Here is a 14,120-nt window from a genome sequence, read left to right as displayed (position 1 = left end):
ATTGACACAACAATAAAAACCAACCAACAAAAAGATAATTATGAATATTCATATTCCAGAGGAATTTCAGATAACCGATCAATTAAATCAGGAAACTTACCTCTCTAATGGGGAGTTGATTAAATGGAAAGGGAAGACAGATGAGGTTTATTCAACGATATCTTCTACAGATGATTATAATCCAACTCTGCTGGGAACGGTTCCGCATATGGATAAGGAAACGGCACTGGAAGTTTTAAATTCTGCATGTGATGCTTATTCAAAAGGGCAGGGAGAATGGCCTACCATGAAGGTTGCTGATAGAATCTCTTGTATGGAGAATTTTGTGGAACAGATGAAGACCAAACGCGCGCAAGTTGTAAAATATCTTATGTGGGAAATTGGTAAATCACTTCCAGATTCTCAAAAGGAATTTGACCGTACAGTTGAGTATATTAAGGATACTATTGAAGATTACAAACAGCTGGATCGTGATAGTGCAAAATTTCATGAGAAAGACGGGGTGTATGCGCATATTCGCCGTGGACCTCTTGGGGTGGTTCTATGCCTGGGGCCCTATAATTATCCGCTAAACGAAACTTTTGCATTGTTAATCCCTGCCTTAATTATGGGGAATACGGTTGTTTTTAAACCTGCAAAACATGGTGTCTTGTTACTTTCCCCATTGTTAGAAGCATTTCGTAGTTCGTTTCCAAAAGGAGTGGTCAATGTGATTTATGGAAGGGGAAGGGTGGTCGCAGCTCCTATTATGCAAACCGGTAAGATTGATGTTCTCGCATTGATAGGAAATAGCAAATCTGCAATCGCTCTGCAGGATCAGCACCCATATAAGAACAGGCTTAGACTGGTATTGGGTCTAGAAGCCAAGAATCCCGGGATTATTTTACCAGATGCAGATCTTGATCTTGCCATAGAAGAATGTATTTCAGGGACCCTGTCTTTCAACGGACAGCGCTGTACGGCATTAAAGATCTTATATGTACATGAAGAGATTCAGGAAGAATTCAATAAAAGATTTGCGAAGCGTGTAGATGGACTAAAGTTCGGAAATCCATGGAATGAGAATGTGATGCTTACTCCTTTGCCTGAAGTTGATAAGCCAAAATATATTCAGGAATTAATACAGGATGCAGAGAAAAAAGGAGCCAAAATACTGAACGAACGTGGTGGAGCCACTTCAGAAAACTATATTTTTCCTGCAGTCCTTTACCCGGTAACCGAAGATATGAGGGTGTATAAGGAAGAGCAATTTGGGCCGGTAATTCCCATAAAACCTTTTAATTCTATTGAAAAGTTACTGGATGAAATTTCTGATTCCAATTATGGTCAGCAGGTAAGCCTTTTTGGAACAGGAATAGAAAAGATCGCACCGCTAATAGATACTTTGGTGAATCTGGTTTGTAGAGTAAATCTTAACAGCTCCTGCCAGAGAGGGCCAGATGTTTTTCCTTTCACAGGAAGAAAAGATTCAGCTGTGGGAACTTTAAGTGTGCATGATGCTTTAAGATCTTTCTCTATAAGAACTTTTGTGGCCAGTAAGGATAAAAATTATAACAATGAAATTTTGAGAAAATTACTGGATAGTAAAAGTTCTAATTTTGTAAGTACAGATTATATTCTATAATAAAGAGCTTAAACGGGAGAGAACTGTAAGTCATTCTTGGGATTTAGTTAAGTGGGTTAATTATGTATTATCCTCCCTTTTTGCTTAAATAATACTTTTAATATTTCTTTAGGTAATTTTGGCTATCAGTTAACTCTTAATATTGAAAACTCTAGCTATATTTATATTGTAATTATTGGTTAAACAATAATTGCGAAGGCTAACTAGAAAATGGTTTAAATATTTTAGTTAGCCTTTTTTTATGCTCTTTCCTGATTATTAAAATCTATCTTTTAATAAGATATACTCCAGTAACTCATATTAGTTGCTTTTAACTGTTGCATTTATGTGGTGAACACCCCTGGAATGCGGGCGCATGCCTAACCTTAATAATAATGCGACTTTACGAGGCCTTTTTGAGGTTTAATTCCATTTTCATGCATCTGGATACTATTCTTAAGCTATTTGGTTCATTCTGTCATAATAAAGGATAAACACCTGTAATTTAGTGCTATAATTATTTCATTAATCGATTAACCGAACAGTTTAAATCATTATTCATTAAAAAACATTCATCATGAAAACATTAATTTTTTCTTTATTGCTAATTGCAGGAACCCTTGTAGGACACGCTCAGGAACAGGAAATTACCCAGCTAGAAGAAGCAAAAGTTGGTTTTGCACCACTGGACGCTAAGATTACTCGAATTGGAGATAGCTTCTCTTATACCGTAGAAGAAACATACTCGGGAGAGTTTTCTGAAAATGCTATCGCTTTTATGAAGGCTAATTTTGACATCAAAAACTTCATCGCTGAATTTGAAGGAGACAAATACTCGTCTTACCTGGTAACTTTTAAAAGCAGCAAAGGATATTTATCTGCCGACTTTAATCACGAAGGGGAATTAGTAAGAACCTCTCAGAAGTTTAAAGATATAGTCTTGCCACTGGATATTAGAAGAGAGCTGTACATGGCCAATAAAGGTTGGACGATGACTTCAAATAAATATATTGCTTCAGGTAGAGGTGATGTACTAGACAATGAAGTCTATAAAGTTAAGCTGGAAATGGGAAATCAAAAACGAAATGTCAAACTTGATCCTAGATCAGTTTCTGGAATTGCAGTAGCAATTAACGAATAGGGTTGAATTTTCAAATTTAGTTGTTTGAGTTTTAGCAAGGGCTATCAAAATCTCAATTTTTGATAGCCCTTTTAATGGGAATTGTGAATTGGAATTTTATGATAAAAAACTACAGAAACCTATAGTTGAGCGAATGAAAAATGTTGATTTTTCAATTATTATGTTCAAATAGTTTTAAATTGTGTTTATCAAATAGATGTGTAAAGCATGAAAGCACTTGTTATTGACGACGAAGAACTGGCTAGAAAAAGGGTTCTAAACCTACTGGAAGATGTAGAAGCAATTGAAGTTATTGGTGAATGTTCAAACGGGCGCACCGCAATTGAAAGAATAAACTTAGATAAGCCAGATCTTATTTTCCTTGATATCAATATGAAAGATATGAATGGATTTGAAGTGTTGAAAAAAGTTGAAATTTCGCCAAAACCCATTGTTATTTTTGTCACGGCCTATGATAATTATGCGTTAAAGGCCTTTGATGTAGAAGCATTTGACTTTCTATTAAAACCATTTAAAGACGAGCGATTTTTTAAAACCATCAATAAAGTGCTTGAAACTACAAAAACAGAAGCGAATGATAATTTTGAGAAACGTCTGGTAGAATTCTTTCATGAATATTCTAAAGGCGGAATTCAACTCAATTCAGTATCAAAAATACCGGTAAAACAGGGTAATAAAACAGCTTTGGTAGATCCTGCTAAAATTTTGTACATCCAGGCTTCGGGATATTATGCAGAGATCTATGTAGACGGAAAAAAATATGTGCTTCGGGAATCTTTGAACAATCTTGCTGAGATTTTAGATAGCAACACCTTTGTTAGAATACACAGGTCCACAATAGCGAACCTCAATTTTGTAAATGAAATTATACATTCAGATTACTCTGAAATTGACGCTAAGATGACAGACGGAAAACTATTACATATCAGTAAATCCCACAAAAAGGAGTTTCTGGAAAAAATAGGAATTTAAGATGAGCCTCTCAACATTTAAACAGAAGTATATAGATTTTAAACTGGTATTATTACTGGCTGGATTCTATTTGATGTTCGACCTGGTTTTGATCGTGAAAGTTGCCTATATGCGCTCCTATATGCACGCACCAGAAGGAGTAGAGAATTTTATGTGGTCAGAATTTCTAGTTCATAATCTTTTGTTCGATTATATTATCGTAGTGAGCTATATGACGCTTATAGCCATTAGTACCAAACGTTTTCTAAATAAAAATTATCCCTGGGTTAAAATTATCTCTATTCATACACTCTTTTCTATTTTAATAGGACTAATAATTAGATTTGTTTTCGACTTTTATTCCATTATTGCGGGGCGCATAGATATCGCCGATTTTAATTTGAGAAAAAGTATCAATGCCTTTATATATGTGATAGATCTCAACTTTCTCATCTATTTTGCAATGATCTTTATCATTTATACCTACTATTATTTAAGACAGGTGAAAGAGGCAGAAAAGAGACATTCTAAACTGGAATCACAATTGGTGAATACACGGATGAAAATGCTTTCTTCTCAATTACAACCCCATTTTCTTTTTAATACTCTAAACTCCATTGCCGTATTAACCGATATGGATTCTAATAAGGCAAAAGATACCATAGCAGATTTGAGTGATTTTTTGCGTGAAATTCTATACAATAGTGACCGTAACAGGATCACATTAGATGAGGAATTGAGAATTCTTGAATATTATTTAAACATTGTAAACGTTAGATTTTCAGATCACCTAAAAATTACTAAAGATATCGACGATTCACTTATGGTGAAAAAGGTACCCGCAATGCTTTTACAGCCAGTGATAGAGAATTCAATAAAACATGGGTATTCCTACGATCATACAGATCTGGAAATCAATGTGTCTGTATATCAGGAAGAGAAAATGCTGGTAATTAAAATTGAAAATAACGGTGCTCTTATTTCTGAAACTCATGTCCAGCTCATGCAAAAAGGGGTAGGCCTTAAAAATATTAACGACAGATTGCGTAATCTCTATAAAGACAAATTTTTCTTCGAAATTCGAAATAAGGAAAATAGTAAAGGAGTAGAAACAATTATCAAGATCCCTGAATAATTTTTGTTATAAATCATTATTCGTGTGATATTCTGAACCCATTCTTCTAAAAGATACGATTGTATATACATTGTTGCCTATTGTTTTTACTAGAAAATTCAATTAATTTAATATCTACTTTTCATTTGAAAGATGGGTAGCATTAAAAAGCCAAAATATTATTCCCCCGAAGAAGAAAAACTGAATATTCTTTCACATGCAATAGGATTTGTATTGAGTATTGTTGCTCTAGTATTATTGATCCTCAAAGCACAAAGACTGGGAGATAATATACATCTGGTAAGTTTTATCATTTTTGGAGCTAGTATGGTTTTGGTGTATGCAGCTTCTACCTTTTACCATAGTGCCAAAACACACAGGTTACGAATAAAACTGAATATTCTGGACCATGCGGCCATTTACATTCTTATTGCCGGTACCTATACTCCCTTTGCTTTGGTCACACTTAATGGTACCACAGGATGGACTATTTTATGGGTTGTATGGCTTATGGCCCTGGTTGGTGTTATTCTTAAATTATTTTATGCAGGGCGCTATCAGTTATTGTCAACTATTATGTACGTGGCGATGGGTTGGATTATAATTTTCGCTATTAATCCCTTAATTGAAAATTTTTCTACTGAAGGTTTATGGTGGTTATTTACGGGCGGTATTTTTTATACTATAGGAGCCATCCTTTTTATGCAAAATAAGATACCATTCAATCATGCCATCTTTCATATTTTTGTATTGCTTGGTACTTTCGCACATTTTATTAGTATCTATTTCTATATTTTACCATCAGCTAAAGTATTGTAGGGAATACATAAGAATTTATTTGGTGCTTTTTCTTACCGGAAAACTTTTAATTGAATTTATATTTATCCACGATTAATCGCATTTTTTGAAATCGAAGACTTCTATTATATCCCATGTTTTTCCATTATGTTTTAACAGGGAAAGATTTTCAGCTCTGAAGGAATTTTTATAATCCTTATTTTCAAAGTCCTTCCAGACTGCCGAAAAATTACTTCTTTTTAGATCTCTAACAGCAATGGTTAAATGTGGATGGATCTTCGTTGAGATTTCATGGCTTTTTAGCTCAACCAATGACATGATCAATTGCTGTAATTCAGCATGAAGATTAATTAATGGTTTGTGATCAAGAACTTTCACAAAAATGACATTTTTAGAAAAGCTTCCAAAACCATTAAGGTCTACCAGAAATGGGTCCACCATTTTTGAAAAGCCTTTTAATTTCTCGATTAATTTAGATTCGTTCTCTTCAAATATCCTGAAAGGTATTTGTAGTGTTAAATGGGCCGGGAGTTTTAAAGCATGCTTCACATCATGATGCCTGGAAATAGTCTCTTTAAAACTCCTGATTTCATTTCTAATATCAACAGGAGGAAGTATGGCAATAAAATATAGTGGACCGCGCTTATTTTTACTCACAGAATATTATTTAATGGCAATAATTCTTAAAGGGCCGCCGCTACCACCTTTAATTTTAATTGGTAGCGCAATAATTTGAAAACCGGTAGCGGGTAACTTTTCCAGATGTGCAACATTTTCAAAAGCAGGAATATTATGGGTCATTAACATAACATGTGTGTCAAAATTTGTAGACTGACCATAATCTATACTGGCAGTATCCAGGCCTACGGCTTTAATGTTTCTATTTGCTATAAGCCATTCTGCAGCTTCTTTAGAAAGACCGGGGAAATGGAGTTCCTTTACCGCCTCGGGGCCTCTTTTATCGGTTCCCAGGTATTTTTTTGCATTTGGATAGAATTTCCCGAAGCCGGTTTCAAACAGCACGATGCTTTTTTCAGGAATAATTCCATTAGTTTGTTCCCATTGCTTTAAGTCTTCTATTCTTATGCGATAATCTGGATTTTGACGTGCCATTTTTGATACATCAATTTTTATACCTGTACCTATGAGTTGGTCCAATGGAATTTCATCTACACTTTGTTTATTTTCAGCGAAATGTATGGGGGCATCTATATGAGTACCGCCATGTTCGGCGGTAGAAAAGTTGTTAGCGGAGTAATAAAAACCTTTTTCAGTCTTTCCTTTGGCAACTTCCTCAAGATTAAACTCCCTGGCGGTCACCCAGTATATGGTTTCATTAGAGAATGCATAGGTGAGATCTATAATCTCTATCTCTTCTGAAGACAAATCCTGGGCTGAAATATTAAAACCGAAAAATAAAATGAGTAAAAAGATCAGATTTTTCATAGCTTAAATTTTTTATAGGTATAAGTTATAAAATCAATTCCAGTTAATTTGAGTGTATTTTCCTATCCTGTTTTTAAAATCTTCAGGATTTTCAGCATAAATTAATTCACCTTTTACTTTAGCTTCATTTCGAAGCGTATCACTAAATTCAGCTATAAGTGCCTCGTACATCTCCTTTTGTTCCTCGTCTTTTAAATCAAACTCCTCTGACAATACTTTCTCGCGAAATAGCATGAGATCGTGATCGTCACCCAGATAATCTGCTAATAAATGAACCTCGGCTTCCAGGCTTTCAAAAAATTGAGGCCAGGTATCCTGAAGCAACAACAGCTGATACCATAAATACTTTACTCTTTTCCTCCACTCATGAAAGTCTTCTGAAGTTTGAGTTTTATATGCCTTTTTCATTCCTTTTACTCCACGTTCATAAACTCTTTGAATACTTGGCAGAATGATATTTATATTGTTAGAGTTTACCGGCCACTGGTTAATTTCACTTTTAATGCTAGTTAGTTCTTCCATTAAATATCCAGTGAAAAACTCCTTATTTGAAAGTTCGTCGGTTAGTTTTTCTCTTTCGTTTTCAAGATTTTTTTCAACCGAGTTGAAAAAGCTTTTATATAAATATTTGCCATACCTGCTTTTTAAATTTTCCAGGGTTTCCAGATGCGCGGTGAGATCCCTTAGTGAAGAAATTTCTCTTCCAAGATCTCTGAAACGAATATTAAGCGCTTTATATTCTTTTTCTCCCATTTCATCTCTAAAGAGTCGTGCCAGGGCGCGTAACTTTTTCATTCGCTTACGAATATCATGAATAGCCTCATGAATATCCAGATCCCGTAAAGCTTCTATGCAACCATTAACTTCTGCTTCAAAGATGAGTTGTATTTCCTCTTGAAAATTCTGATCCTTATTCAGTTTATATTCCATTGCCAACTTTTCAATTAAATTACTTATTTGGTGATGGATTTTAGTTAGTATTCTATTAAAAAATCCCCATTTTGAATTTAAATGAGGATTTTTTATAAAAGTTTAATTAACCGCTTTATGCAAATTAATCTACCTTATCTACAAGCTCTTTGGGTGTATTTTCAAAATTTATTTCTACCTGATGTCTCACAAGGTCTTCAAAAGTTTCACGTTCTCTTATTAGATGGGCCTGCCCATTATACCATAAGACTTCAGCGGGACGATATCTTGAATTAAAATTACTGGCCATCGAGAAACAATAAGCTCCCGCGTTGCTAAAACTTAAAATATCACCTTCACGTATTTCAGAAATTCTGCGATTATTGCCGAAAGTATCTGTTTCACAGATGTAACCAACAACACTATAGAAGCGCGGTTTAGCATCAGGATTAGATATATTGGAAATGTCGTGATGCGATCCATAAAACATGGGTCTTATTAAATGATTGAAACCAGTATCAATTCCGGCAAAAACCGTGGAAGTAGTTTGCTTGATGACATTTACCTTTGCAAGAAAGTTTCCGGCCTCACTTACCAGATATTTTCCGGGCTCAAAGGCCAGGGCCAGTTCCCGTCCATATTTTTTACAAAATCTTTCAAATTTTTCGGTTAACTGAGTACCAAGATCTTCAATATCGGTTTCAATATCTCCTTCGCGATAAGGCACTTTAAATCCGCTTCCAAAGTCAATAAATTCCAATTCCTTAAAATTCCGGGCAGCTTCAAAAAGAATTTCCGAAGCATGAAGAAATACTCCAATATCCAGAATATCGCTACCGGTATGCATATGAATACCATTGATGTGCATTCCCGTATTCTCAACAATTCTAAGTAAATGAGGCATCTGGTGAATGCTAATTCCAAACTTGGAATCTATATGGCCAACAGAAATTTTGGAATTTCCACCAGCCATCACATGCGGATTGATCCTTATACAAACTGGAATTTCAGGATGTTTACTGCCAAATTGCTCTAAGACTGATAGATTATCAATATTAATTTGTGCTCCAAGTTTTACCACTTCTTCGATCTCCTCCAGGGAAACACCATTGGGCGTGTAAATAATTTTAGATGGATCTACACCGGCTTTCAATCCTAATTTTACTTCCTGAATAGAAACAGTATCCAGTCCACAACCTAATGAATTTAATAGTTTCAGGATAGAAATATTAGACAATGCTTTTACGGCATAATGAATTCGAAGTTCGTTTACTTTAAAAGCATCCGTAAGCCTTTTATATTGAGATATGATCTTATCGGCATCATAAACATACACCGGACTATCAAATTTCCTGGTAATTGAAAGCAGATCTTTCTGAGTCATTTCTTGTTTAATTTTTCAGCAAAAATAAATTACTTATCTATGGAAGTATAAGCCTTATATCAAATATAACCAATTTATACATTTTGTTAATTCTGGAAGTAATAACTTTAAGAATTCCTCATTTCGAGTTGCGCTGCCTGTTGTTTTCTTATCATAACCACACCTAAACCTATAAAGATTCCCATTCCAGCCATGGCAGCCCCAACATATTGTGCAGAAACAATTCCGTAACCGTAAGCAATAGGAAGACCGGCGAGATATGCCCCACTGGCATTTCCCATATTAAAGGCACTCTGGTTTAGGGAAGAGCCTAACATTTCAGATCCTTTAGCAGAATTGATAACCGCCATTTGAATGGGGGTTGCGATACAAAATGCAATTACCGGTAGAATAAAGGTCATAACCAAAACACCAATTTGGTCAAAGGCAAGAAAGGTATTTGAAATTAGTGCAACGACCATTAGTGCCAGGGCAATGATGACGGCATATATAGGGCTAAACATTTCAGCGAGTTTCGCTCCTATAAAATTCCCGGCAACCATACCCAGACCGGCAAGAATCATGGCATAACTAACTATATTTTCATTATGGCCTGCCACATCTGTAATTAATGGCGCTATATAGCTGTACCAGGCAAAAAAACCTCCAGTGCCAATGGTTGTTAATAGAATCACCATCCATAGTTCAGGTTTTTTAAGAGCTTTTAAATCTTTTTTAAATCCGTTAGATTCATTATTTGGTAGATCTGGCATCCAGAATTTCACACTGAGAATCGCCATGACACCAACAACGCCAACAGCAAGAAAGGCAACTCCCCATTCAAAATTTTGTCCCAACCAGGTTCCCAGTGGTACACCAATAACGTTGGCAACTGTAAGCCCCGTGAACATCATGGCAATAGCCTGGGCATCTTTGCCCGGTTTTGCAAGTTTGCCTGCGACAACCGCTCCAATTCCAAAAAATGCACCATGTGGTAATCCTGATAAAAATCTCGATATTAACAAAAGGGTATATGAGTTCGAAAAAGCAGATAAAGTATTGAAAATAGTGAACCAGATCATAAGACCTAGCAATACCTTATGTGGAGGCCATTTATTGCCAAAAACGGTGAGTAAGGGAGCACCAACGACCACACCAAGGGCATAGGCTGAAATGAAATGACCGGCCTGTGGGATGGTGATGTTAAGAGCTTCGGCAACTTCAGGTAAAATACCCATGATTACGAATTCGGTCATTCCTATTCCAAATCCACCAATAGCCAATGCTAGCAATGCCTTGTTCATATTTAAAAATTAATGAACTAAGGTAATAGAGATTGTAGTCTATAGCCAGAAATAAAAGAATTTTCTACGATAACCTTTTCGTTAACATCTATTAGATTGTAAAACCATTGAAGATATGGAACATCCCGCATTAATGAAGCGTTAAGAAGCTCAAAAAAGATTGGTACAATAGTATGTATTTGTTACTTTTGCCTTCCATAATTAATACAGAAGAAAAAGCTGATTATGAATATACACGAATATCAAGGAAAAGAAATTTTAAGCAGCTTCGGAGTTCGCATTCAACGTGGAACCGTTGCAAGAAACGCCAAAGAAGCAGTAGATGCTGCTAAAGAGCTAACTGAAAAAACGGGCACCGGGTGGCATGTGATCAAAGCACAGGTACACGCGGGTGGTCGTGGTAAAGGTGGCGGCGTTAAGCTTGCAAAGAACCTTAAAGAGGTGGAAGAAATAGCAGGGGATATCATAGGAATGAATCTTGTGACTCCTCAAACTTCTGCTGAAGGAAAGAAAGTTCATCAGGTGCTGGTTGCTGAAGATGTTTATTATCCTGGAGAAAATGAGCCGGAAGAATATTATATGTCAGTGCTACTTAACCGGGCTACAGGTCGTAACATGATCATGTATTCCACGGAAGGTGGAATGGACATTGAAACGGTTGCAGAAGAAACTCCAGACCTTATATTCACTGAAGAAATAGACCCATCAACTGGATTATTAGGATTCCAGGCTCGCCGTATTGCTTTTAATCTTGGACTTAGCGGAAAAGGATTTAAAGAAATGACGAAATTCGTAATGTCGCTTTATGAAGCTTTTGAAAAATCTGATTCTTCTCTATTTGAGATCAACCCGGTATTAAAAACCAGTGATGATCTAATCATGGCGGTTGATGCAAAAGTGACTTTAGATGATAATGCACTTTTCCGTCATAAGGATTATGCAGAGATGCGTGATGTTCGTGAAGAAAACCCAACAGAAGTTGAAGCTAGAGAAGTAGGTCTTAACTATGTTGATCTTGATGGGAATGTTGGATGTATGGTAAATGGTGCCGGACTTGCAATGGCAACAATGGATCTTATTAAACAAGCCGGAGGGGAACCTGCAAACTTCCTTGATGTTGGTGGTACTGCAGATGCTAAAAGAGTAGAAGAAGCATTTAGACTTATTCTTAAAGATGATAAAGTTGAAGCTATTCTTGTAAATATCTTTGGAGGTATTGTTCGTTGCGACCGTGTTGCACAAGGGATTGTAGATGCTTCTAAGAATATGGGAGACGCGATGAATGTGCCAATCATTGTTCGTTTGCAAGGTACAAATGCAGACATTGCAAAAGATTTAATCGATAACAGCGGACTTAAAGTGTACAGTGCAGTACAATTCCAGGAAGCTGCAGATAAAGTACAGGAAGTACTTTCCTAGTATTTTATTTAGATATTAGAAAGCCCGGCAGTAATGCCGGGCTTTTTTTATGCCTAAAATCAACATTCTATTCATTCACCTAAAAATAGATGTCTGAAAATCAAAATGTTAAATACGTAAGTTTGGTGTAACGATTTATTTTTTACGTCGTCTTTTAAATAGAACAACTAAAGAACAATTATGAAAAGGATCTATTTTTCTCTTTTAGCTATCATATTTTCTGCAATTGTTATTAAAACTAATACAAGCCCTATACAGGCTATGGATTATGCAGCGCTTTCTACAGATACAAAAGTTGAAAATGTTGACCAGTTCTTTAAATACAAAGTAAATCACATACAATTTGATAAAAAAGAGACTATTATAAACTGCTCAGTCAAATCGGCAATTTGCTGCCATGCTTAGTCACATAATCTGATGTAGCAGCACCTCTGGTATTCATGAAGAAGTTAGTTGCGAATTAAAATAAACATAAAATTATATGACAATCAGTGAATTATGTTTATTTTTTTTGTTAAATACTTATTTAGTATATATCTTTAAGTAGGTTTTTATGAAATAATATGCAAAGCCGTCTTTTCTGAAAAAACATTTACTTTGAAATACTGTTAAATTTGAATTAGCCAAAATAAAAATTTACAAGTTTTCCCATGTAAGAATTAAAGAAAGGCGGCTTTAATTAGATCACTTTTTTCTGCCCGGATACCAATCCATCAATTCAACCTTAATATTTTGATTTCCTTTATTTACAAGTTCTTTAAATTTTTCTACATCGGCGAGTCCATCTTTTCCGCGATAATGATAAGGAATCACTTTTTTTGGCTTGAAAGCTAGAACTCCATCAGCTGCCTTATCGACAGGCATAGTATAAGGTAAGTTCATCGATACTAAAGCTACATCAATATCCTTAAGGTTTCTCATTTCCGGAATATCTTCGGTATCTCCTGAAATATATAATTTCTCTCCATTTTTTTCTAAAATATAACCATTACCACGTCCTTTGACATGCATGGCATCTTTACTTTGTGGCAGGTTATACATTGGGATAGCCTTAATTTTAAAGCCCATATATTCATTTGTTTCTCCGTTATTTAGGACAACAAGATTCCCTTGTAGATCCTCAGGCAACTTTTCCTGTACGGCTTTAGGGACAAATATTTTAGCATTTTCAAGTTCAAGTGCATCTAGAGTTTCAGCGTTCATGTGATCTCCATGAATATCTGTAATTAAAACAAAATCTGGAGTCGCTTTTCCTTTGAATGCATCAGCACCTCCAACAGGGTCTGTATAAAATACGGTATTGTCCCATTTAAATACAGCCGTGGCATGTGAAATTGGAGTTATTTCAATCTTAAGTGAATCAGACTGTTCATTCTTCGCTATTGTTTTCTCAGCTACTTTATTCTCAGCCTGATTTTCATTAGTTTTTTTCTCATTCTTGCACCCAATAAACAGGATGCTCAAGATCATTAGGGTAGCTATACTTCTCATATCGAAAATTTTACCTAAATGTAAAAAAGGCATTATGGAGTTAGCGGTCAATTAATAAAGATTTATGAAAGGTTTAGCTGCATTTTAATATCACCCCGGGAATATGGATTGTTATCTTCAATTGGAATTTCTTCAAAGCCATATTTTTTATATAAATGAATAGCATTTTCAAGCTTTCTGTTGCTATAAATGATCAGTTTTTTCCATTCTTTTTGTTGAGCAAATAATATGGTGTGTTTCATTAATTCATGACCTATTTTTTTTCCACGATGTTCCGGCTTTACTGCCATTTTTGTGAGTTCAAAAATATCGTTCTTGATTTTCATCAAGGCCACACAGCCGATGATTTCTTCTCTTTGCTTAACGAAAAAAATCTTTCCTCCCGGTTCGATGATATATTTTTCAGGATTCCCAAGAACGTTCTCATCATGTGGTTCTATCCAGAAAAATTCTTTTAGCCAGTGAATATTCATATGTTTAAACTCTTCGGAATATTTCGGTTCCCAGGAAACTATTTGCATTTCATTTTATTTTGAGCTCAAAATTATTAAATACTTTCCAGAATTAACCACACAATAGAA

General features: G+C 35.3%; 14 protein-coding genes. 7 read left to right on the top strand and 7 right to left on the bottom strand.

Annotated features, from left to right (window positions below):
• Positions 1–40: 40 nt before the first annotated feature.
• The 5 genes from BLT95_RS05705 (at position 41) to BLT95_RS05685 (ending at position 5,628) form a co-directional block, all read left to right on the top strand.
• Positions 41–1,624: an NADP-dependent glyceraldehyde-3-phosphate dehydrogenase gene (locus BLT95_RS05705; protein ID WP_089665164.1), complete on the top strand. Its 1,584-nt coding sequence runs from the start codon at positions 41–43 to the stop codon at positions 1,622–1,624.
• 556 nt (positions 1,625–2,180) lie between these two features.
• Entirely contained in the window at positions 2,181–2,744 is a 564-nt protein-coding gene (locus BLT95_RS05700; protein WP_089665163.1) for a hypothetical protein, read from the top strand.
• 207 nt (positions 2,745–2,951) lie between these two features.
• On the top strand, positions 2,952–3,716 hold the full coding sequence (locus BLT95_RS05695) for a LytTR family DNA-binding domain-containing protein (RefSeq protein ID WP_089665162.1): 765 nt from the start codon (positions 2,952–2,954) through the stop codon (positions 3,714–3,716).
• Position 3,717: 1 nt separating this feature from the next.
• Positions 3,718–4,830, top strand: a complete 1,113-nt coding sequence (locus BLT95_RS05690) for a histidine kinase (protein WP_089665161.1) — start codon at positions 3,718–3,720, stop codon at positions 4,828–4,830.
• 132 nt (positions 4,831–4,962) lie between these two features.
• Positions 4,963–5,628, top strand: a complete 666-nt coding sequence (locus BLT95_RS05685) for a hemolysin III family protein (RefSeq protein WP_089665160.1) — start codon at positions 4,963–4,965, stop codon at positions 5,626–5,628.
• Positions 5,629–5,700: 72 nt separating this feature from the next.
• Here BLT95_RS05685 and BLT95_RS05680 read toward each other — a convergent pair whose 3' ends face one another.
• The 5 genes from BLT95_RS05680 to BLT95_RS05660 form a co-directional block, all read right to left on the bottom strand.
• Complete coding sequence (locus tag BLT95_RS05680; RefSeq protein WP_089665159.1) at positions 5,701–6,264, bottom strand: 2'-5' RNA ligase family protein; 564 nt, start codon at positions 6,262–6,264, stop codon at positions 5,701–5,703.
• Between the two features lie 6 nt (positions 6,265–6,270).
• The gene (locus BLT95_RS05675; RefSeq protein ID WP_089665158.1) at positions 6,271–7,053 is read right to left on the bottom strand and encodes a cyclase family protein; all 783 of its coding nucleotides are present in this window, start codon (positions 7,051–7,053) and stop codon (positions 6,271–6,273) included.
• 33 nt (positions 7,054–7,086) lie between these two features.
• Complete coding sequence (locus tag BLT95_RS05670; protein WP_089665157.1) at positions 7,087–7,983, bottom strand: CHAD domain-containing protein; 897 nt, start codon at positions 7,981–7,983, stop codon at positions 7,087–7,089.
• Positions 7,984–8,107: 124 nt separating this feature from the next.
• Entirely contained in the window at positions 8,108–9,346 is a 1,239-nt protein-coding gene (gene lysA, locus BLT95_RS05665; protein ID WP_089665156.1) for a diaminopimelate decarboxylase, read from the bottom strand.
• A 107-nt stretch (positions 9,347–9,453) separates the two neighbouring features.
• Complete coding sequence (locus tag BLT95_RS05660) at positions 9,454–10,629, bottom strand: MFS transporter (protein WP_089665155.1); 1,176 nt, start codon at positions 10,627–10,629, stop codon at positions 9,454–9,456.
• Positions 10,630–10,854: 225 nt separating this feature from the next.
• Between BLT95_RS05660 and sucC the strand changes: the two genes are divergently transcribed.
• Together sucC and BLT95_RS05650 are read left to right on the top strand one after the other, a co-directional pair.
• Positions 10,855–12,048, top strand: coding sequence for an ADP-forming succinate--CoA ligase subunit beta (gene sucC / locus BLT95_RS05655; protein WP_089665154.1), 1,194 nt, complete (start codon positions 10,855–10,857; stop codon positions 12,046–12,048).
• A gap of 180 nt (positions 12,049–12,228) precedes the next feature.
• The gene (locus BLT95_RS05650; RefSeq protein WP_089665153.1) at positions 12,229–12,453 is read left to right on the top strand and encodes a hypothetical protein; all 225 of its coding nucleotides are present in this window, start codon (positions 12,229–12,231) and stop codon (positions 12,451–12,453) included.
• Positions 12,454–12,732: 279 nt separating this feature from the next.
• Here BLT95_RS05650 and BLT95_RS05645 read toward each other — a convergent pair whose 3' ends face one another.
• Together BLT95_RS05645 and BLT95_RS05640 are read right to left on the bottom strand one after the other, a co-directional pair.
• Complete coding sequence (locus BLT95_RS05645; protein ID WP_089666856.1) at positions 12,733–13,539, bottom strand: MBL fold metallo-hydrolase; 807 nt, start codon at positions 13,537–13,539, stop codon at positions 12,733–12,735.
• Positions 13,540–13,601: 62 nt separating this feature from the next.
• Positions 13,602–14,060: a GNAT family N-acetyltransferase gene (locus BLT95_RS05640; RefSeq protein ID WP_089665152.1), complete on the bottom strand. Its 459-nt coding sequence runs from the start codon at positions 14,058–14,060 to the stop codon at positions 13,602–13,604.
• Positions 14,061–14,120 lie beyond the last annotated feature (60 nt).

Source organism: Gramella sp. MAR_2010_147, from assembly GCF_900105135.1.
Taxonomy (GTDB): domain Bacteria; phylum Bacteroidota; class Bacteroidia; order Flavobacteriales; family Flavobacteriaceae; genus Christiangramia.
Note: the sequence above shows the minus strand (reverse complement) of the source record. Positions and strands in the feature narration are given on the sequence as shown.